Annotated in this window: 19 protein-coding genes, 1 tRNA gene and 3 pseudogenes; 7 read left to right on the top strand and 16 right to left on the bottom strand. The window is 69.8% G+C overall.

Going from position 1 to position 18,838, the window contains the following annotated elements; all coding sequences use genetic code 11:
* On the bottom strand, nucleotides 1–1,929 hold a 1,929-nt coding region (locus tag SALPAC6_RS0115575; protein ID WP_317889031.1), incomplete at its 3' end, for a condensation domain-containing protein.
* A gap of 890 nt (nucleotides 1,930–2,819) precedes the next feature.
* Here SALPAC6_RS0115575 and SALPAC6_RS31410 point away from each other — a divergent pair.
* Both SALPAC6_RS31410 and SALPAC6_RS31280 read left to right on the top strand, forming a co-directional pair.
* A pseudogene (locus tag SALPAC6_RS31410) lies at nucleotides 2,820–3,194 on the top strand (helix-turn-helix domain-containing protein); the annotation flags it as partial.
* Between the two features lie 26 nt (nucleotides 3,195–3,220).
* Nucleotides 3,221–3,445, top strand: a pseudogene (locus SALPAC6_RS31280) (IS110 family transposase); the annotation flags it as partial.
* Nucleotides 3,446–3,594: 149 nt separating this feature from the next.
* Here the strand turns inward: SALPAC6_RS31280 and SALPAC6_RS26095 are convergent.
* The gene (locus SALPAC6_RS26095) at nucleotides 3,595–4,326 is read right to left on the bottom strand and encodes an LmbU family transcriptional regulator (RefSeq protein WP_162561496.1); all 732 of its coding nucleotides are present in this window, start codon (nucleotides 4,324–4,326) and stop codon (nucleotides 3,595–3,597) included.
* 417 nt (nucleotides 4,327–4,743) lie between these two features.
* Here SALPAC6_RS26095 and SALPAC6_RS31285 point away from each other — a divergent pair, with 417 nt between their 5' ends.
* Nucleotides 4,744–5,079: a winged helix-turn-helix domain-containing protein gene (locus SALPAC6_RS31285; protein ID WP_018254322.1), complete on the top strand. Its 336-nt coding sequence runs from the start codon at nucleotides 4,744–4,746 to the stop codon at nucleotides 5,077–5,079.
* Here SALPAC6_RS31285 and SALPAC6_RS0115595 read toward each other — a convergent pair.
* The 7 genes from SALPAC6_RS0115595 to SALPAC6_RS0115625 all read right to left on the bottom strand — a co-directional run bounded on the left by SALPAC6_RS0115595 (nucleotide 5,042) and on the right by SALPAC6_RS0115625 (nucleotide 12,107).
* The gene (locus SALPAC6_RS0115595; RefSeq protein ID WP_162561495.1) at nucleotides 5,042–5,659 is read right to left on the bottom strand and encodes a hypothetical protein; all 618 of its coding nucleotides are present in this window, start codon (nucleotides 5,657–5,659) and stop codon (nucleotides 5,042–5,044) included. The genes SALPAC6_RS31285 and SALPAC6_RS0115595 overlap by 38 nt on opposite strands.
* Nucleotides 5,660–5,718: 59 nt before the next feature.
* Nucleotides 5,719–5,792, bottom strand: a tRNA-Ala gene (locus SALPAC6_RS0115600).
* 172 nt (nucleotides 5,793–5,964) lie between these two features.
* Entirely contained in the window at nucleotides 5,965–6,783 is an 819-nt protein-coding gene (gene sepX, locus SALPAC6_RS0115605; protein ID WP_026189719.1) for a divisome protein SepX/GlpR, read from the bottom strand.
* A gap of 179 nt (nucleotides 6,784–6,962) precedes the next feature.
* Nucleotides 6,963–7,610, bottom strand: a complete 648-nt coding sequence (locus SALPAC6_RS0115610) for a GNAT family N-acetyltransferase (protein WP_026189720.1) — start codon at nucleotides 7,608–7,610, stop codon at nucleotides 6,963–6,965.
* Nucleotides 7,611–7,653: 43 nt separating this feature from the next.
* A complete protein-coding gene (locus SALPAC6_RS0115615) occupies nucleotides 7,654–8,967 on the bottom strand; it encodes a molybdopterin molybdotransferase MoeA (RefSeq protein WP_018254325.1) in 1,314 nt (437 codons plus the stop codon).
* Entirely contained in the window at nucleotides 8,964–9,920 is a 957-nt protein-coding gene (locus SALPAC6_RS0115620; protein WP_018254326.1) for a UTP--glucose-1-phosphate uridylyltransferase, read from the bottom strand. Before SALPAC6_RS0115620 ends, SALPAC6_RS0115615 begins: the two co-directional genes overlap by 4 nt.
* A gap of 9 nt (nucleotides 9,921–9,929) precedes the next feature.
* Nucleotides 9,930–12,107, bottom strand: coding sequence for a GGDEF domain-containing protein (locus tag SALPAC6_RS0115625; RefSeq protein WP_033666699.1), 2,178 nt, complete (start codon nucleotides 12,105–12,107; stop codon nucleotides 9,930–9,932).
* Between the two features lie 124 nt (nucleotides 12,108–12,231).
* Here SALPAC6_RS0115625 and SALPAC6_RS0115630 point away from each other — a divergent pair, with 124 nt between their 5' ends.
* Both SALPAC6_RS0115630 and SALPAC6_RS30290 read left to right on the top strand, forming a co-directional pair.
* Complete coding sequence (locus SALPAC6_RS0115630) at nucleotides 12,232–12,861, top strand: 5-formyltetrahydrofolate cyclo-ligase (RefSeq protein ID WP_033666693.1); 630 nt, start codon at nucleotides 12,232–12,234, stop codon at nucleotides 12,859–12,861.
* Between the two features lie 115 nt (nucleotides 12,862–12,976).
* Nucleotides 12,977–13,117: pseudogene (locus SALPAC6_RS30290) on the top strand (FmdB family zinc ribbon protein); the annotation flags it as partial.
* A 14-nt stretch (nucleotides 13,118–13,131) separates the two neighbouring features.
* Here SALPAC6_RS30290 and SALPAC6_RS30295 read toward each other — a convergent pair.
* Together SALPAC6_RS30295 and SALPAC6_RS0115640 are read right to left on the bottom strand one after the other, a co-directional pair.
* The gene (locus SALPAC6_RS30295; protein WP_033666691.1) at nucleotides 13,132–13,371 is read right to left on the bottom strand and encodes a hypothetical protein; all 240 of its coding nucleotides are present in this window, start codon (nucleotides 13,369–13,371) and stop codon (nucleotides 13,132–13,134) included.
* Nucleotides 13,372–13,642: 271 nt separating this feature from the next.
* A complete protein-coding gene (locus SALPAC6_RS0115640; RefSeq protein WP_026189723.1) occupies nucleotides 13,643–13,825 on the bottom strand; it encodes a hypothetical protein in 183 nt (60 codons plus the stop codon).
* A gap of 94 nt (nucleotides 13,826–13,919) precedes the next feature.
* Here SALPAC6_RS0115640 and SALPAC6_RS0115645 point away from each other — a divergent pair, with 94 nt between their 5' ends.
* The gene (locus SALPAC6_RS0115645) at nucleotides 13,920–14,312 is read left to right on the top strand and encodes a hypothetical protein (RefSeq protein ID WP_018254331.1); all 393 of its coding nucleotides are present in this window, start codon (nucleotides 13,920–13,922) and stop codon (nucleotides 14,310–14,312) included.
* A gap of 3 nt (nucleotides 14,313–14,315) precedes the next feature.
* Here the strand turns inward: SALPAC6_RS0115645 and SALPAC6_RS0115650 are convergent, their stop codons facing one another.
* Nucleotides 14,316–14,798: a DUF2231 domain-containing protein gene (locus SALPAC6_RS0115650; RefSeq protein WP_018254332.1), complete on the bottom strand. Its 483-nt coding sequence runs from the start codon at nucleotides 14,796–14,798 to the stop codon at nucleotides 14,316–14,318.
* A 175-nt stretch (nucleotides 14,799–14,973) separates the two neighbouring features.
* Here SALPAC6_RS0115650 and SALPAC6_RS0115655 point away from each other — a divergent pair, with 175 nt between their 5' ends.
* The gene (locus SALPAC6_RS0115655; RefSeq protein WP_018254333.1) at nucleotides 14,974–15,402 is read left to right on the top strand and encodes a Fur family transcriptional regulator; all 429 of its coding nucleotides are present in this window, start codon (nucleotides 14,974–14,976) and stop codon (nucleotides 15,400–15,402) included.
* Nucleotides 15,403–15,496: 94 nt separating this feature from the next.
* Here SALPAC6_RS0115655 and SALPAC6_RS0115660 read toward each other — a convergent pair whose 3' ends face one another.
* From SALPAC6_RS0115660 to SALPAC6_RS0115675, 4 genes are read right to left on the bottom strand one after another with little or no spacing between them, the layout of a single operon-like run.
* Nucleotides 15,497–16,405: a RecB family exonuclease gene (locus SALPAC6_RS0115660; protein WP_018254334.1), complete on the bottom strand. Its 909-nt coding sequence runs from the start codon at nucleotides 16,403–16,405 to the stop codon at nucleotides 15,497–15,499.
* A gap of 31 nt (nucleotides 16,406–16,436) precedes the next feature.
* Nucleotides 16,437–17,051 carry a MarC family protein gene (locus tag SALPAC6_RS0115665; protein WP_018254335.1) on the bottom strand — a complete coding sequence of 205 codons (615 nt, stop codon included), beginning with the start codon at nucleotides 17,049–17,051 and terminating at the stop codon, nucleotides 16,437–16,439.
* A 40-nt stretch (nucleotides 17,052–17,091) separates the two neighbouring features.
* Complete coding sequence (locus SALPAC6_RS0115670) at nucleotides 17,092–17,946, bottom strand: PHP domain-containing protein (RefSeq protein WP_018254336.1); 855 nt, start codon at nucleotides 17,944–17,946, stop codon at nucleotides 17,092–17,094.
* A gap of 12 nt (nucleotides 17,947–17,958) precedes the next feature.
* Nucleotides 17,959–18,834 (bottom strand): PH domain-containing protein, encoded by an 876-nt coding sequence (locus tag SALPAC6_RS0115675; RefSeq protein ID WP_018254337.1) that lies wholly within the window; start codon nucleotides 18,832–18,834, stop codon nucleotides 17,959–17,961.
* Nucleotides 18,835–18,838 lie beyond the last annotated feature (4 nt).

Here is an 18,838-nt window from a genome sequence, read left to right on the forward strand (position 1 = left end):
CACCGACACCAACTGCACAACCCCATTCACCACACCACCATGAGTAACCTCCACACCCTTCGGCACACCCGTCGAACCAGACGTATACATCACATACGCCACATTCTCCGGAACGATGCGCGGCGCATGGGCGAGTCGAGGCAGCTTCTTATCCGTCAAATCGACGGCGTCGAGCAACAGGGTGGAGACGTTCGATGTCGGCAATGCCGAGGAAGTCGCGGCATCGGTGAGCAGAAGGGTCGGCCGGGCGTCTTCCACTATCGCTGCAAGGCGCTCCGACTTATACGCCGGGTCGATCGGCAGGTAGGCGGCACCACACTTGAACACCGCCAGGACGGCTACGACGAGGTCGGCGGAGCGCGGCAGGGCGACCGCCACCACCCCCCCGGTGGAGGCACCCCTGGCACGCAGGAGCGCCGCCAGACGGCCAGCTCGTTCCTCGAGCATTCGATAGGTCAGCTCATCGTGACCCGCGATCACCGCCGTCCGCTCGGGGTGCTCGGCGGCCTGGCGAGAGACGAGTTCGTCGACGGTCAGCTCGGGAACAGACTGACTGGTAGCACTCCGTGACTGCAGAAGATCACTACGTTCCTGCGCGTCCAGCACGTCGATCGTGTCGATCCGGGCCGCGGGCTGGGCGAGGACCTGACGCAGCACCCGCACCAACCGGTCCGCGATCGCCTGGGCACTGTCGTGGTCGTACAGGTCGGTGGCGTACTCGAGCCGCCCCTCGGCGCCGCCCCCGACGCGAGGAATCATGTTGAAGAAAAGGTCAAACTTGGCCGTACCCGTGAAGGCCGGCTGGAAGCTCACCCGAAGGCCGGGAAGGTCGACCACCGGCCATGGGATCTGCCAGGCGCACATGACCTGGAACAACGGGTGATACGCCGTCGACCGCTCCGGATTCAGCAACTCCACCAGACGCTCAAACGGAACATCCTGATGGTCATACGCGGCCAGCGCATCCGCTCGAACCCGCCGCAACACCTCACTAAACGACGGACCACCCGACACATCAACCCGCAGAACCCACGTATTGACGAAGAACCCCACCAACTCCGCCAACGCCTCATCAGCACGACCCGCGATCGGACCACCGATCGCCACATCCTCACCAGCACCCAGCCGCGACAACAACACCGCCAACGCCGACTGCATCACCATCGACAGCGTCGCGCCCTCTTGTGCCGCGAGCTCGGACATGGCGTCTACGACGGCGGGCCCCAGCTGGAACTCGATCAGGCCCCCGCGGTGGCTCGCGACGGGCGGCCGAGAGCGGTCGGTGGGCAGGTTCAGCAGCCTCGGACCACCGTCCAGCTTGCCGCGCCAGTAGTCGATCTGGGCCCCGGCGACACTGCCAGCACTCTCGTCCGCCAGCAGGTCGCGCTGCCAGAGGGCATAGTCCGCGTACTGCACCGGCAGTTCTCGCCACTGCGGCGACCGGTCCTCGCGACGCGCGGAATAGGCGGCCACGAGGTCGCGCACGAACGGATCCGCCGACTCACCATCGCAGGCGATGTGGTGGACGGTGAGAACCAGCACATGGTGCGATTCGTCCTGCCGCATCAGCAGGGCACGAATGGGAATCTCCTCGGCCAGGCGGAACGGGATCGCGACCTCGGACGCCACCCTCGCGGGGACCTCCTCCGGCGCAACGTCCACCACATCCATGTTGAAAGAGATCTCGGAAAGGGGAACGACCCGCTGGAAGGCTTCGCCTACGGCGTCTTCCACGATTCTCGTCCGAAGAACCTCGTGCCTGTCGATGACATCGCGGATAGCGGATCGCAGGGCAGGCACGTCGACGATGCCGTCCAGCTTCAGCACGAAGGGCCCATTGTAGGTGGCCGAAGGGCCTTCAAGCTTGTGCAAGAACCAAAGCCGACTCTGCGCGAACGACAACGGAATCATTGGATTCGTACTCCCCATTCATATTCGGACGCGCGCATCGCCGATCAGGAAGTACGGACATCGCACACATTCGGACAGCTTGTCGATCGAGCACTCTGCCCGCTGGTCCTGATCTGTCGGACTGGACCCGCGTGGCACTGCTAAGGGCTGCCCAGACCTGGGTTCGAGCCTAACGAGGTCCGCCCCCGGACTCCAGGTTCCATGGCCACGCGGACGACATTGCGATCGGAACTCGTCTCGCCGGCGGGACACCGCGATAGCCCTTTGCGCAGAAACCCTGGCATGAAGCCGAAGTGACGACGGGTCGGCGGTACACGCTCCCGCCGCCACCCGATGATGGCGTAGAAGTGCAATTCCGCAACGCGCACTGCCCGACTCCTGCATGCCGGCGCAAGACCTCCGGCCCGTTTTCGCTGAGGAGCGTCCTCCCCGCGAAACATCGGAGCGTCGAGCTGGTCCTCCAGAAGCCTGGTGTGGGCAATCACGAAGAGGAGGGACCGCCGAACAGAAGTCGCGCGCTGTAGGCAGTCACCGGCTGCCATCCTGACCTTGCCTCTTCACGGCCGCGACAGTCGCCACACTCGTCTCGTCAAGGCCGTCCGCGCCAGAGAGTGCCTGGTGTGCCGAAGAGTCCGCCGGTTCTCCGACGAGCTACGCGGATACGCACCAACCGATGGTGATATGACCGAACCACGCAGCCTTACTTTATGCGCTGCAGGCAAGACTGAGGTCTTCATCATCGTGATGGGCCTGGTTACTGGTGGGTACGGGGGAAGATCTGTCGACATAGGAGGAGGCTCCCGGTGAGACAGCAGTCGACCACATCCCGATGTCCCAACCGGGATCCTCGCTGTGCTGTCCCACCCGTCCGCGGTCACGCTGTCCAGCCGCCCCCCCCCTGAACCACGCTGCCCGACCTCATCCGCGCCGAACGCACCCGCCGCCGGGGCCGGTGGTGATGCCTCGACGCCGGCCAGCAGGCCCTACTCGCCCTGGCCCATCTCCGTAACGGTGGCCCATCCTCCGTCTTGCCTGCGGCTTCGCGGTCAGCGTCACGACCGCCTGGCAGTACGTCCGGGAAGCCATCGACCGGGTCGCAGACCAAAGGCCGTACCACTCTGGAACACAGGCGCCACGGGATCAACGCACAGGTCGTCGCGGAATGCAAGGGATGCCTCATCTTGGCCCCGCCCGCCCTGCCCGGGGCCGTGTACGACCTGACCGCCGCCCGCACCCACGGCCTGATCGACGCACTGGCCAACGCCAAGGTATTGACCTTCGCGGCTTGGCGTACCCGCAGCGACAACGCCACCCTGGCCGCGTCCGCTCCGAAGCCGCGTTCGCTGCCCTGGCCGACGCGTCACCGCCACCGGCTCAACCGCAGCGGCGACCGACGCCTCAGTCGAGCGCTCCACACCGTCGCGCTGGTTCGTTTGGGGCACGACCCGCGCACCCGCGAAGGACGCACCAACGCGAGACCATACGCAGCCTCAGGCGCTACATCAGCCGGCGACCCTTCCGGGCCCTGACGGCGCCACTCAGCCACCAGCACCACTTGACAGCTATCGAAGCATCTGTGAACCCGGCATCCACCATCGGATCACCCGATGCCATACGACGTTCTCAAAGGGCGTCGAGGGTGTGCTTGTATTCTGCGTGGCAGAAGTTCTCTATTCTGCGGCTCTACTCCACAGCGGCAAAGGACGCTGGGGCGAAGTCATGAGTCGCCGAGCGCACCAAATTCTCGACCCATTCGCTGAGGCTCAGCCCACAAGAACTCGCCAGCCGGACGCACAGGTCCAACTGTTCGGGCGCGAGACGCACCTGGATGGCCGTGGGCTTGGCAGACCCCTCGCAACGCTCCGAGCTCGATGTCTGCCAATCGTCAGTGCCGCGCTCGGCGAGGCTGTGCCGCACCTCTCGGCGGAGTCGATTCCGTGACCACTGCTCCTCCTCAGCCCTGCGCAGCCAATATGCCCGCTCCGGCTCGCTCAGCCGCGCCACCTCGGCGTGGTGCGCGATACTCAGACTCGCGACCCGCCGCTCGTGCGGAAACTTCCGCGCAATCCACGCGTAGTTCCGCAAAGTCTGATAGTCGAGGCCGGTCCGCTTGATCGCTTCCCGGTATCGACCGCTGAATGCAGTTTCGCCGAAGATCAGCCAGTCAGCCAGCCACCACGCGGATGAGTTCGAGGCCATCTGCAACTGCATCCCGATGTCTTCCCAGACGTGCTGGGCGAGACCGCTCGGGAAGAGAATTCCCGCCTTGGTAACCGTCACCGGACCGGAGAACCGCATCACGACCGCTGATGAGGAGGCCCTGATGCCTACCGCCTTACCAGCCTCATGACAACCCTGGCCAATCGACCCGTGTGCATTCTCGGCCGGCTTTAATCGGCCATCCGTCATCACCATGCACTCGTCACCTTCCCCCATACGATGATCTCCACACTGAAGATGATCTCCGCGCTGAAGATGATCTCGATCCTACGTCGGTAGACATGAGACAGGAAGCTGACAGGACTTTTGCCAGGGCTTTTAAAAGGGCCGGTATATCCGTTTTAGTAATTTCTTGCATCACTGTCACTACAGATCACGAATTGCACATTTTCTTCACTATGGATCGCATGTCGATGTGATCTTCCGTGGTGATCGCTGTAGGCCGGGGTGATGAGGTATCCCGATGGTGGTGGGTTGTCCGCGCGGGGGCGAGCGAAGCGTGCGGCGGTACGGCGGCAGGCGGGGTGGGTCTCGGTGCCGGTTGGATGAGGGTCGGCTGCGGCGGCTGACCGACGCGTTGGAGCACGGCCGGGCGATCCATGGGGTTGAGTAGTGATCACCGGTGGACCCTGGCGCGGGTCGGAGCTGATCGCCCGGATGTTCCACACCCGGTACACGCTGCGTGACACGGCGAACATCTTGTACCGGTTGGGCTGGTCGATGCAGGTCCCCGTGCATCGGCACCGGCAGCGGGTCCCACCTCAGACGCAGGGTTCCGGCACGGATCCCGCAGCGGGCTCGTTCCGTGGCGAGCAGACCAGCGAGGTGAACCACTGTGTGCTCGCGTACCGGCAGGACAGCGGTATGGCGCGTCTCGGACTTCCGGGCACCGGGTTACTACGCACCGGAATCACACCGTTGCGCGGATTGGCTCAGTGTTCGAGGTAGCCGTCCACGTAGCGGGGGTCGCGCAGCGCCGCCCGCAGGAACGCCAGTTACCACCGGACCCCCGGCACCCGTCGTAGCTGGCGCGACCAGCCGGAAGGGCCGCCGGCCGGTTGATTCGGCCCAGGTGGGTCAGCCGAAGCAGGTGGGCACCGGGTTCGGGCTGCCGACGCAGTTGGTGGGGTGAGTTGCTCACGAGTAGCGCCGGGCCGACCACGGTCACGGTGCCGGCGTTGTAGACACCATCAGGCGGCTCGGCAGAGCTATTCCTAGTGATCTTGACATCGCTGCACACCAGGGCGTTGGTGGCGCCGCTGTAGACGCCACCGGCGACCGCTCCAGCACCGAGAGCCCGGTTGCGGGAGATTTCGCTGTGCCGAATGGCCACCTGGTTGCCGGCAGCGCCCTCGTTGACGAACACCCTGCCGCCGTTGCCCGCCAGGGCGGCGTCGTCAACAATCCTGCTATCCGCCAACGTCACCCCAGTATTGCCGACGACCGCACCGTCCAGGCAGACCGCTGGCCCCGGGAACCCGGTCGCGCCCACATGTTTGTAGGGGGCTTCCGGGGGATGATTCACCATCGCACAGACAAAGACTAAGGCCCTGACTGAAATTCTTGCTGGTCAGGGCCTTATCGGTGTGGAGCTGAGGGGATTTGAACCCCTGACCCCCTCGATGCGAACGAGGTGCGCTACCGGTCTGCGCCACAGCCCCTCCGCCGGCGTGCCGGCGTGGGTCCCACTCGGCATTCACCGAGCGGGCCGGCGATAAGGCTAACAGGTCCCTGACCGCCCTGCGAATCGCCCCCGACCCGGCGAAGGGGTTGCGACGCGACCCGAGTGGGTGGGTGGGTGCCCGGTTCCGGCTGGGCGGGCAATTTCCGAGTTCAGGCCGGCTGAGCACCACGGCCGGCCTGGTACGGGCGCCCGCGGAGGCCGCCGGCACGCCGGTAGGAGACGGTCCCGCCGTTCGCCGCCGCCGGCAGGTCCGCCGGCCGGTCCAGACCCATCGCGGTACGGCGCACCGACTCCCGCTGGGCCGCCAGGCGGCGCTGTGCTTCACGCCGCACCGCGGCCCGGCGCGCCTGCTCGCGCCGCACCTCGGCTTGGCGGGCGGCCAGCCAGGCCGCCTCGCGGGCGGCGGCCCGGCGGCGGCGCTGGTCAGCGAGGGCGCGAGAGCGCAGGTGGGCGACGTAGGCCAGGAGCAGGGTGCCGGTGACCGCGAAGCCGATCCAGAATCCGGGGCTGACGACGAGCACTCCGACCAACTCGACGGAGTTGAGTAGGAGCAGCGCGGCGAGCACCCGCCGCCGCCGGTAGATGGCTGGGGCGTGCTGGCGGCGGCGCGGCAGGGGCCGGCGGGGGCCGGCAGCCGGGCGCCCGCCGAGCCGACGTTGCCGGTGGGGCTTCGCTGACACCGCGCGCAGCTGGTCCGACCGGCGGAACCCTGATGCCTGGTCGACGACGGCGGCACCGGAGTCCACACTTTCACTTAAAGTAACCGACAGCGAACGTGGTGGATTTATTGGCCGGCGACCTGGGACAGTGCGGCGTCGTCGACGGCGCTGGAGCACCCGCGCCGTCGACTTCGCCCGCTCCGCCGCCAGCCGCTCGGTCGCGTCGTACCGGCGGACCAGGGCCGGCGCCAGGGCGAGCAGGCCGGCGGCGGCGAGGACGGCGAGGAGCACCGAGGTCGGCACCCTCACCCCTCCCGTCACCGAATTTCAGGCAAGCACAGGCCAGCGCCGGACGATCTTTCATATTTCGGCCTGGAGCCGAAGATCCTACGGTTGGACTGCAAATGCCGTAGCTTGCAGTTACCTGAGGTTACGGGCGACGGCACCGGATGACGGCTCGCCGCGCCGATCGTCCCAGCCGGGACCGCTCAGCCAGTCGCTGCCCGCAGCCGGCACCAACGGGCCAGCAGGCCCCCCTCGGCCGCCACGTCCTCGCTGGTCAGGGCGTACCCGATGTGGTCACGCCAGGCGCCGTCGATGTGCATGTAGCGCACGTGGTACGCCTCCTCGCGAAAGCCCAGCTTCTCCATCACCCGGCGCGACGGCTGGTTCTCCGGGCGAATGCTGATCTCGATCCGGTGCAGCCCACCCGGCCCGAAGGCGTGGTCCACGGCGAGGGCAAGCGCGGTAGGGATGATGCCTCGCCCCGCCACCCGCGAATCCACCCAGTAGCCGACACAGCCCGAGCAGAACGCCTGGCGCACGATGCTGCCGACATTCAGATGCCCGACCAGACGGTCCCGTCCTCCCTCGCGGAGACAGACCACAAACGGCATGCTCTCGCCGATCCGGGCCGCGCGGCGCTGCTCCCGATACACCCAGCGAAAGGCATCGAGTGAGTTCAGGTCCGCCCAGGCACCCGGGAGAGACGCCTCCCAGGGGGCGAGCCACGCCTCGTTGGCGCGGCGCACCTCAGACCAGGCCACCGCGTCCGAACGTCGGTAGGGCCGCAACGACACCGGACCATCGGCCAACACGGCGGGCCATCCCTGCGTGCGGCGTCCCAGAAGGCTCACCCGGCTGATCCTCCGCCCGCAGCGCCGGCCGGGGCAAGCATCCTCACCGACGTCGGTCCAGCAGCAACACGTCCACGGTGGAACCCGCTGCGGCGGTGGTCACCCGCTCACCGAGCACCAACAACCCGTTCGCCTCGGCCAGCCCGGACAGGGCAAGGGGCCCGCCACGCAGCGGCTGGACGGTGTAGCCGCCGCCGCGCCGTTCCGCGACCTGCGCCGGCCGAAACTCACGCAACCCCGCCGGCGAGGAGATCGTCTCCAGCAGATGTCCCCGAACGCCAGGGCGAAAGACCGGCTCCGCCCCAGCCAGCATATTGATCACCGGCCGCGCCAGTACCTCGAAACCGATCAGTGCCGCCCCCGGATCACCAGGCAGGCAGACCACCGGTACCTCCTCCGGGCCGACCGTGCCGAACCCGAGCGCGGTGCCGGGGTAGAGCGCCACCTCGGTGAAGGCCACCGGTCCGGTCCGGTTCCCCTCCCGACGGGAGAGAATCCGCCGGACCATGTCGCCCGGCCCGGTGCCGGTGCCCCCGGTAGTGATGATCAGATCGGCCCGCAGGGTCTGGTCCTCCAGCAGGCCACGCAACCCCTCCGGGTCGTCGTCGCAGATGCCCACCCGGAACGCGAGAGCACCGGCCTCGGCCGCCGCCGCGGTCAGGGCGTGCGAGTTCACGTCCACCACCTGGCCGGGTTGGCTGCCCCGCCCCACCTCGACAAGTTCGTCACCGGTCGCCACGACCACCACGCGTGGGCTGGGCCGGACCACCACATGGCCGATTCCGGTTGCGGCGAGCACGGCGACCAGTGCCGGCGAGACGTAGGTACCGGCCCGGGCTAGCAACGTGCCGGCCGCGATCTCCTCACCGGCCTTGCGGACGCTGTACCCCCGCTTCGGTACTCGGTGGATCTCCACCGAGGCCATGCCCTGGTCGGTCCACTCGACCGGAACCACCACGTCCGCGCCAATCGGCAGCGGCGCCCCGGCGGCCACCGAGAAACAGGCCCCCGGGGTGAGTCGGACCGGACGCCAACTAGCGGCGCCCAGATCACCGACGACGTTGAGCTGCACGACCCGCCCGCCCGGCGAGCCGGCCTGGGCCGACGGGTAGCCGACGCCCCGGCCACCGGCGGCAATGTCCTCCCAGCACGCCGCATACCCGTCCACGGCTGCCTGGTCGAAGGCCGGGACGGAGTGCGTCGCGACGACATCCTCAGCGAGGACGTTTCCGTACGCCTGGGTGAGGTCGAGGTCGAGTGGCGGCAGCGCACGCAACCTGCGCAGCACACTGCCCAGGTAGTCGGCGAGCGGCGTCAACTCGTTCACGGCCGCCTCGGCGTCGGCCGTCGCGGTCATGTACCCGGACCACCCGAGGAGCCCGCGTTGACAAAGTCGGCGAGCCACTTTCGGAACTCGGCGCCAAGGTCATCGCGTTCCGCGGCGATCTGCACGACGGTCTGGAGATAGCCCAACGGCATGCCCGTGTCGTACCGGGTTCCCCGGTAGACGATGGCGTGCACCGGCACCCCCTCCGTGCGCAGGATCTCCATCGCATCGGTCAGTTGGATCTCGCCGCCACTGCCCGGATCGGTCCGGCCGATCGCGTCGAAGATGCGGCCAGGAAGGACGTAACGGCCCAACACGGCGAGATTGCTGGGAGCCTCCTCCGGCTTCGGCTTCTCCACCAGGCCGGTCACCCGTACCACGTCGCCGATGTCGGCGAGTTCCGCCTCGGCTGAAGCCACCGAGGCGATGCCGTAACGGGTGGTCTGGTCGGGTTCGACCTCGAAGAAGGCCAGCACGACGCCGCCCGTACGGGCCTGCAGCTCCAACATGGCCGGCAGCAGCGGCTCAGCCGGCTTCAGGAACTCGTCCCCGAGCAGCACCGCGAAGGGCTGGTCCCCGATGTGGGACTCGGCGTAGCCGACGGCGTGGCCGAGCCCGAGCTGATCCGGCTGCCGGCAGGTGTAGATGGCGGCCAGGTCCTCGGTCCGCTTGACCGCGGCCAACAGCTCCGGCTTCTTCGCGAGCCGCTCTTCCAAGTCGGGACGGCGGTCGAAATGATCAACTATGGCGGTCTTGCCGCGCCCGGTGATCAGCAGGACGTCGGTGATCCCGGCCTGGGCGGCCTCCTCGACGATGTATTGCAACACGGGCCGGTCAACCACGGGGAACAGTTCCTTGGGCACCGCTTTGGTGGCGGGCATGAAGCGGGTGGCGAGCCCGGCGGCCGGAATGACCGCCTTGACCGCGCGGGGACCGCCGGTTGCGGTGGCCGTCGATGGAGGATCTGCTGAGTGCTCCGACATGCCGCGAGACTATCGGCCACGGCTCTGCCGTGGCGGGTGAGGACCGGAAGTCGCACCGCGGGGAGTGACCGCCCCCGACCCCGGCGCCACCTCGGTCTCCGACCCGTTCCCACCAGCGGCACCGGGCTGGGCCGACGGCTCGCGCCGCGCGCTGGCTCGAAGCGGCCCCTCGTCCGAGCTCACCGGCGGCACGGGCGCGGGCGCCTTCGCCGCCCCGGCGACCCGGCAGGTGTCTCGGCCGCTGGCTTTCGCCGCGTACAGGGCTTGGTCAGCAGCATTGAGTACCTCCTGTCCGGTGCGGCCGTGGTCGGGGTGGACCGCGACGCCAATGGAGACGGTCACCGGCACCAGGACCGGGGCAGCCAACCCGCCGACGGCGATCGGGGTGTCCCGTACCACCGCACCGAGCCGCTCCGCGACGATGGCCGCACCCGTGGCGTCGGTCTCCGGTAGCAGCACCACAAACTCCTCTCCCCCCAACCGAAAGGCGAGGTCGACCTCACGGATCTCGCCGCGGATCCGCCGGGCGAACTCGACCAGCACCCGGTCCCCGGCGGCGTGCCCGTGGGTGTCGTTGACGTGTTTGAAGCGGTCCAGATCGAGGGCGAGGACGCTGAGCATTCGGCCGAACCGGATGGCTCGTTCCACCTCACGGCGAAGCGACTGGCGCAGGTAGCGGTAGTTCCAGAGGCCGGTGAGCGGATCGGTCAGCGACAGCCGCTGGGTCTCCTCGTGCACCCGGACGTTGTCCACCGCCACCGCGGCGTGCCCGGCGAAGGTACGGAGCGTGACCAGGCCATCGTCGTCGAACTCCTCCCCGCCGAGCCGGTCGTAGAGGGCGAGCACGCCGAACGTTGCCGGCGCCGCACCATCAGGCGGGCCACCCGGGCGGGGAGACGGACTGTCAGCCCGCGAGGCGCCGCCGTCCCGCGGGGCCGCGAAGGGCACCGCGATATACGTCCGGCAGGGGGGCTCCCCCGACAGCGCCGCGGCCGGCTCCACCCGGCCGCGGCGCGCCTCTCCGCTGACCGCTACCGCCCCCACCAGGTCGGCCAGCGGCACCCGGAGCGGCCCCGGCTCACCGGCCGGCGCCTCGAGCCCTTCGGTGGCCTGCGCGACCAGCGACCCGTCCGGATCGACGAGGAGTACCGCCCCCGCTCGGGCGCCAGTCGCCGCGATTGCGCTGTGCAGGATGACCCGCAGGATGCCCTGCAGGTCATGGGTGCTGGCCAAGGTGTCCCCCAGCACCTCCAGGTGTCCGCGCAGCTGGTCCCGGCTGCTGGTCAGGGCGGCAACGTAGGTGCCGGTCTCCCGGGTCATCCGGTTGAATGCCCCAGCCAGCCGCCCGATCTCGTCCCGGCCGCGCACCGGCACCCGCGTGGTCAGGTCACCCCGGGCCACCCGGTCCACCGCCCCCGCCAGTTCGGCCAAGGGCCGGCTGGTGGCCCGGGCCAGGCGTCCGGCGACGACGACCGCCAACAGCACGGCCAGCAAGACGGCGGCGACCAGAGCGGCGTACAGGCTGGGGGGTCGGTCACTCGGAACGGAGAGCACCAGCGACAGCGGCTGCCGGTCGGACGGGTCAACCCGCCGCAGATACCGACCGTCGTCGGTGCCCACCACCTGCTCACCGTCCAGTCCACCGACAGCCCCGAGTACCGCCTCGCGTACTCCCGCCGACTCGGTGGTGTGCCGGAGCCGGCTGGCCGGGTCCGGGCCGTCGAGCAGGGTGACCGCCGCCCCGGTGAGCACCGCCAGCCGCGCCACGAACGCGGGGTCGATCGGCTGCGCGGCGGTGACCGCCCCCTGTGCGGCCCCGCTGGCATCCCGGAGGTCCACCCGGGCGGCCAACGCGCCGGGCGGGACGTCGGCCGGGGTACGGGCCGCGCAGTCCCGCCAGGACGCGGCGGGCAGTGGCGTGGTGGCGTGGAGCACCTGGCCGCCAACGTCGGTAACCCGCACGGCGGCGGCGAGACCCCGATCGACCACCCGCCCCGCGGCGGCCGCCCGATCGGCGGCGAGGGCCACCACCTCCGCGGCGGCCCGCAGCTGCTGGCAGAGCGCGTCAACCGCGGTTCGGACGGTGGTCGCGGCAACCGCGAGCCGGTCGGCGGACTGACTTCGATCGATGCTGGTCACAGCGAACCCCACGAAGTACGCCCCGACCAGCACCGGGCCGGCCACCACCGTGAGGAAGGCTGCGGTTAAGCGTGCCCGTAGTGTCACTCGATCCCCCCGGGACTTCGCCGGCCGATGCCTGCGATGCTGACACAGAGTCACTCCCGGATGAGCCCTGCGTCAGGAGTGTTGCGTGCCAGATTTTTCTGATCGAGCGCAAGTGACCCGCGAGGCGAAGTTCGCGACGCGGACCAGATTGCTCGCCCGCCGTCGACGACTCGGCGACGCCGAACGGGCCACCGCCGCCCGACAGGTTCAGGCCGGCCTGGTCGCCCTGGTCCGCCGACTGCGCCCGCGCCGGATGACGGCGTACCTGCCAATCGCCACCGAACCGGGCGGCGCGGACCTGCCGACGGTGCTGCACGCCGCGCTGCCGGAGGGGGCCGAACTGCTGCTGCCGGTGCTCCGGGCCGACCTCGACCTGGACTGGGCGCCGTGGACCGGGCCCGACGATCTGGCAGCCGCCGGCCGGGGGATGCGGGAGCCGACCGCGCCCCCGCTCGGCCGGGCCGCGTTCGCAACGGCCGACCTGGTGGTGCTGCCGGCGCTGGCGGTGGACCGGCGGGGGGTGCGCCTGGGGCGGGGTGGCGGCTCGTATGACCGGGCACTCGCCCGGGTCCCGGCGACCACCCTGACCGTGGTGCCGCTGCACGAGGGTGAGCTGGTCAACGCGCTGCCGGCGGAGCCACACGACCGTCCGGTCCACGCTGTGGTCACCCCGGCCGACGGCCTGCGTACGCTGGACGCTGCCGCACCGCGCTGAACCCGCGCTGGTGTCGCGCCCCACACGTCCGCTGGACGAACCCGGGGGTGATGACGCACCATTGGCACTCGAATATGCCGAGTGCCAACCGACAGTGTCAGTTCCGGAGGAGAACGTGCCCACGTACCAGTACACCTGCACCGCGTGTGGCCACCAGCTCGAGGCGGTGCAGTCTTTCACCGACGCGCCGCTGACCGAGTGCCCGACCTGCGCGGGGCGGTTGCGGAAACTGTTCAACTCCGTCGGCATCGTGTTCAAGGGGTCGGGCTTCTACCGCACCGACTCCCGCACCGACTCCGGCTCAGGCTCGGGTGGCACGGCCAGCAAGCCCGCCGCCGCGAGCAACGAGTCCGGCTCGTCGAGCGGATCAGCCTCGAGCGACTCGACCTCGAGCGGATCAGCCTCGAGCGGCTCGACGTCGAACGGTTCCGCCGCGGGTGACTCAACCTCGAAGAGCGCCGGCGCCTCCTCCGCGTCGGGCGGCACGAAGACCCCCGCAGCCAGCAGCACCAGCTGAGCACAGGCGGGTCGATCCCGCCCCACCACCCGCGTTGACCACGGGCAGCACCCTGTCGTGAAACGGGTCCTTCATCGGAGCCGTCAGCACGCAGGGGCTGCCGTGATCGCTGTGGTTCAGCTCGGTGCCAGGGGGCTGACCGACAGGGTCAGAGGTTCACGCTGGTGTCGTCCGGCCAGCCCCGGTCCCCCAACGGCCAACAACGGGACGACACTCACATGTGCGACCCATCCACCGCCAGTGCCACTATCCAGCCTTTCATGATCAGTCCCAGTGCGGCGGGCGCTGCTCGAGCAGCCAGGCATCGTTTCCGCCGGCCGGTTCCCCCCAGCCCTGGTCGGTGTCGTCGGCAGCCCGCTCCGGCAGCATCGAGCCACCGTCATCGTGCAGCTTGCTCGGACGCTCCTCGGCACGCGCGCCGGATCTCCCGGGCTCCTGGTGGGTCACGAACGCCAACCCTAGCCCAGCGCGTGCCGACTCCAGCCCGGCGCGTCGGCCACCAGACGGCACCGCCTGCTGCCCCTTGGTAGCGTCAGCGGGCATGACGACTCCCGGCAGCTCCGCGGACGACTGCTGGCGACCCCCCGGTGCCGGCGCGGCCAGCGCGTCCGATCCGGCCGACGCGCCCAATCCACCTGGCACTCCCCACCCCGCCGGCGCCCCGGCCGGCACACCCAACCCGACCCCCGGCCCAGTGCCGAGGACTCCGGCCGGCGGATACACCGGCCCACCGCCGACCACCCCGCCACCAGCCGACTGGCAGCCGCCGTTGCACCTCCAGCCACCGCCGCCACGACAGCTCCCCGAACAGGACCTGACGGCCCTGGACCTGGCCGAGCAGCGGGCACAGCACTTCACCTGGACCGTAGGAGCGGTCGCCGCCGTGATTCTGCTGGTGCTCAGCTGCGCGTTCTGCCTCCGGCTGGTGCGCTGACCGTCAGAGGGTGGTTCCCCAGACCGCCTCGGCGCCGGTATGCCCGGTGAGAGCGACGTAGACGAGACTGACCACGGCGAACGCGATCACCGCCACCGACAGCACGTGGGTCACCCAACGAGGCGGTTTCGGCACCCGTGCGTGGCCGCTGGTCAGCACAAGCAGCACGACGGCGGTGACGGCCAACGCCAGTGCGTACCAGAAGGTCAGGTCGCCGTACCGAGAGTGCTCAGCGATCTGGTCGACGATCGGCCCCTGTACTCCGCGGGCGGTGAAGACATCGGTCAGCTCCGCGCCGGACTGCACCGCAACCCATGCGGTAGCCGGTGCTGTCACCGCCAGCAGGACGAGCGCCCAGTCGATGCGGGACCGGAATCGAGGCAGCGCGACATAGGTGATCGACACCAGCGCGAGCAGCGGCACGAAGACGACTACCGCGTGCACCACAAGAACGTGGGCGGGTAGCCCCATGAACTCCTTGAACATGCGTACCTCCGGTGATTGCCGGCACGGGACGGCCAGCCTACGGTCGCCCGGGCCACCCGCCTAGGCCTCGTACCCCAGCTACCCGCAGTCGTGATCAATCCGGGTCACCCGGCGGTTCGGCTCTCGGTGTCGCGCTCGGTTGTCGCGCTCGGTTGTCGCGTGCTGTCATTGGCGCATGTCCAGTGGTGAGGAGCTGCTTCGGTCGAAGGGCCTGCGGGTAACCCGCCCCCGCCTCGCGGTCCTCGACGTGCTCGCCGCCGGCGGTCACCTGGAGGTGGACGAGATCGCCCGCCGGGTCCGGGAGCGCCTCAACTCGGTCTCCACGCAGGCGGTCTACGACGTGCTCGGCGCGCTGTCCCGGGCCGGACTGTCCCGCCGGATCGAGCCGGCCGGCAGCCCCGCCCGCTACGAGGCTCGCGTTGGCGACAATCACCACCACGCGGTCTGTCGGGGCTGCGGCGACATCGCCGACGTGGACTGCACCGTCGGCGAGGCCCCCTGTCTCGACCCGAACACCGCCCACGGTTTCGAGGTGGACGAGGCCGACGTGACCTTCTGGGGTCTCTGCCCCCGCTGCCAGGCCCGCCGCCTCGCCGACGACTGACGGCGAACCGACTCACCGCTCGGGAGCCGGCACGAGCGGTACGCCGGGCTCGTCCGATCCGATGCTCGAGGCGGTGCACGCCGCTGCGCCGGCGTCACCCGCCGTCGGTCACCCGCTCCACGGCGGCCCACGGATCCTTCCCCGGCGTCTGCGCACCGGCCGGACAGTGCCGCCGGAAGTCACACCAGCCGCAGCGCGGCCCCGGGGCGGAGGGGAAGGCCTGGTCCGGGTCACCGCCGGCGGCAACCGATCGCTCACCGGCCATGATGTCCCGGGCGGTCTCCTCGGCCCGGGACACCTGCCGCGCAAGCGACTCCGGGCTGTGCTCGTGCGCGGCGATCGTCCCGGTCGGCAGGTGATGCAGCTCCACCCGGCGACACGGTTTACGGAAAACCCGCTCCGCCGCGTACGCGTAGAGCGCCAGCGCCTGCGAGCCACGGGCATCGTCGGTGTCCAACCCAGCCCGGCCGGTCTTGTAGTCCACGATGGCGAGCTCCGCCCCCGCCGGCCCGACCCGGGAGTCGATCCGGTCAGCGCGGCCGTTGAACGCCAGCACCCCGGTCTTCACCGCGACCACCCGCTCCACCCCCAGCGGTTCGGTCTCCGGGTCAAGCGTCGCCACGTATGCCTCCAGCCAGCCCAGCGCCGTTCGGAACGCGGCCCGCTCCTGCTCGTGATCCCGGTAGCCGTCGCGGACCCAGGTGCCCTTGAGCAGCGTCGCCAGCGCCGCCGACCGCCGCCGGTCAACGGGGAGCCCATGCCAGTTCTTCAACGCGGTGTGCAGGCTGGCGCCGAGCGAGTTGTGCGCCCAGGGCGGCCCCTTTGGCGGGGCGGGGCGGTCTAGGTAGGAGTAGCGGTAGCGCCGTGGGCAGTCCGCGTACGCGCCGAGTTTGCTGGGGGTACAGACGAAGAGCCGCTCCGGCATGCCCTCGAAGCCGAGCTGTTCGGGCTCGCCGGCGCGGGGTCGCGGCGGGGTGGTGGAGGGTCGGCCTGCTCGTCGCACAGCGCGATCCTGCCATCCGCCCCCGACAGAGTCAGCCCGCGGTCATGTACTGGGTGACGAAGGCGGCCACCGCGTCGGCGATCAGCTGGACCGCGATCGCCGCCAGCAGCAGTCCGGCGATCCGGGTCAGCACCTCGATCCCACCCGGACGCAGGATTTTGACGATCCCGCCGGAGAAGCGGAGCACTATCCAGACGGCGAGTAGCACAGCGACGATCGCGCCGGCGATCGCGGTGATGTCGGCCGGGCCATCGGCCTGCTGCATGAAGAGCATCGTGGCCACGATCGCCCCGGGACCGGCGAGCAGCGGGGTACCCAGCGGCACCAGCGCGATGTTCGAGGTGACCTGCTGGCTGGGGTCGTCCGATTTGCCGGTCAACAGTTCCAGGGCGACCAGCACGAGCAGCAGGCCACCGGCGGCCTGCAGGGCGGGCAGGTCCACGTGCAGGTAGGCGAGCAGGGTCGAGCCCGCCACCGCGAAGATCGCGATCACCCCGAGCGCCAGCGCCACCGCCTGCCAGGCCGCCCGATGCCGGTCCCGGACTGACAGGGGTCCGGTCAGCGCCAGAAAGATGGGCATCATGCCCGGCGGGTCAACGATCACAAGCAGGGTTACGAAGACCTCGCCGAAGAGCTTGATATCCACCGGATCAACCTAACGGCGCCGGAATGGACGACACACCGCCTCACCCGGATGCGACGCTGGTCACGCCGGCGGCGACGATCCGCTCGTAGGCCTGCGGGTCGGTGGTGAAGGCGCCCAGCCGGACCGTCTTGTGGGCGCCGTGGAAATCCGACGCGCCGGTCACCAGCAGCCCCAGATCGGCGGCGAGCGCCCGGACGTGCGCCCGCTCGGCGGGGGTGTGGTCCTCGTGGTCCGCTTCCAACCCGGCCAGTCCGGCGGCGGCGAGGTCCGCGATGAGTTCGTCGGGAACCACTCGACCACGCCGGGTCGCCCGGGGGTGGGCGAATACCGGGACGCCCCCGGCTGCCCGGACCAACCGGATCGCCTCGAAGACCTCGATGTCCTCCTTGGGCAGGCGGTACCGCCCTCCCAGCCAGTCCGGACCGAACGCCTCACTCGTCGTCGCGACCAGTCCGGCCCGGATGAGGGTTTGGGCGATGTGTGGCCGGCCGACCGTCCCGCCCCGTGCGGCGGCCAGGGTCTCCGACCAACTCACCTCCAGACCGTCAGCCTGGAGCAGCCGGACGATCCGCTCGCCCCGTTCGACGCGGGCGTGCCGGACCCGGCTCAGCGCCGCGGTGAGGTCCGGGTCATCCGGGTCGAAGAGGTACGCGAGCAGGTGCAGCGGCACGGCGGGATCCTCCCCGTCCCACCGGCAGGACAGCTCCGCACCACGGACCAGCCGCAGCCCGGCCGGGAGCGCCCGGACCGCCGGCTCCCAGCCGGCCGTGGTGTCGTGGTCGGTGATCGCGACGACGTCGAGACCGGCGGCTGCCGCCGCCTGGACCAACTCGCCGGGGGTGAGGGTGCCGTCGCTGGCGGTGGAGTGGGCGTGCAGGTCGATCCGGGTGTTCACTCCGCTGCCGCCTCAGGCGCCATCGTCGGCCTTCGCCTCGTCGGCTTCCTTGCCCAGCCGCGCCTCGACCGCCTGCGGCTCGTACATCTCCTCGACGACACGCAGGTAGAGCTCGTTCGGGTTGGGCAGGTTCTTGATCTCACGCAGCGCCTGCTCCTGACCGGCGGACTCGAGGACGAACGTGCCGTAGTTGAGCGCTCGCCCGGCCGGCGTCTGCTCGTATTTCATGTCGGTGACGCGGACCAACGGCATCATCGCCACTCGGCGGGTGATGATGCCGTTGACCACCATCACCCGCTTGTTGGTCAGGATGAACCGGTCGTACCACCAGTCGGCGACCCGCCACGCCACCCAACCCATCACGGCGAACCAGGCCAGCACCGCGGCGGTTGTCAGCCCCCCGACATCCCGCCCGGCGAGGAAGCCGGAGAGGTATCCCAGCACAAAGGTGGCGACGACGCCGATGAGCAGTGGGGTGGCGAGGTGAATCCAGTGTCGCTTCCACTCACCCCGGTACCGCTCGGTGGGGAAGAGGTAACGGGCGACGAGGGAGCTGGGCTCATCCTCCAGCGGCAGGACCCGGCGCGGCGCCATGCCGGCCGCGTCCGCCCGCAGGCCGGCGAGCTCGTCCTCGGAGATCTGCGGCGGCTGGTATTCGGCCTCGGGGTCTGGAATCCAGGTCCGCCCCGACCGGCTGTCGTCGGCGAAGCCGGGCCCCTCGCCCAGCCTCGTCTCGTCGAACGGACCGGGACCCTGGAACGGGGGTGGACCGGATCCGTAGCCGGATCCGTCCTCTGGGCCGATGCGAGGAATCGACTCCGTGTCGCGCTCCCGACGCTCCCGGTCGGGGTCGTCGGGGTCGAAGGGGGGACCGGAGGGGCTGCCCATCGTC

The sequence above is a fragment of the Salinispora mooreana genome (assembly GCF_000379065.1).
Taxonomy (GTDB): Bacteria; Actinomycetota; Actinomycetes; order Mycobacteriales; family Micromonosporaceae; genus Micromonospora; species Micromonospora mooreana.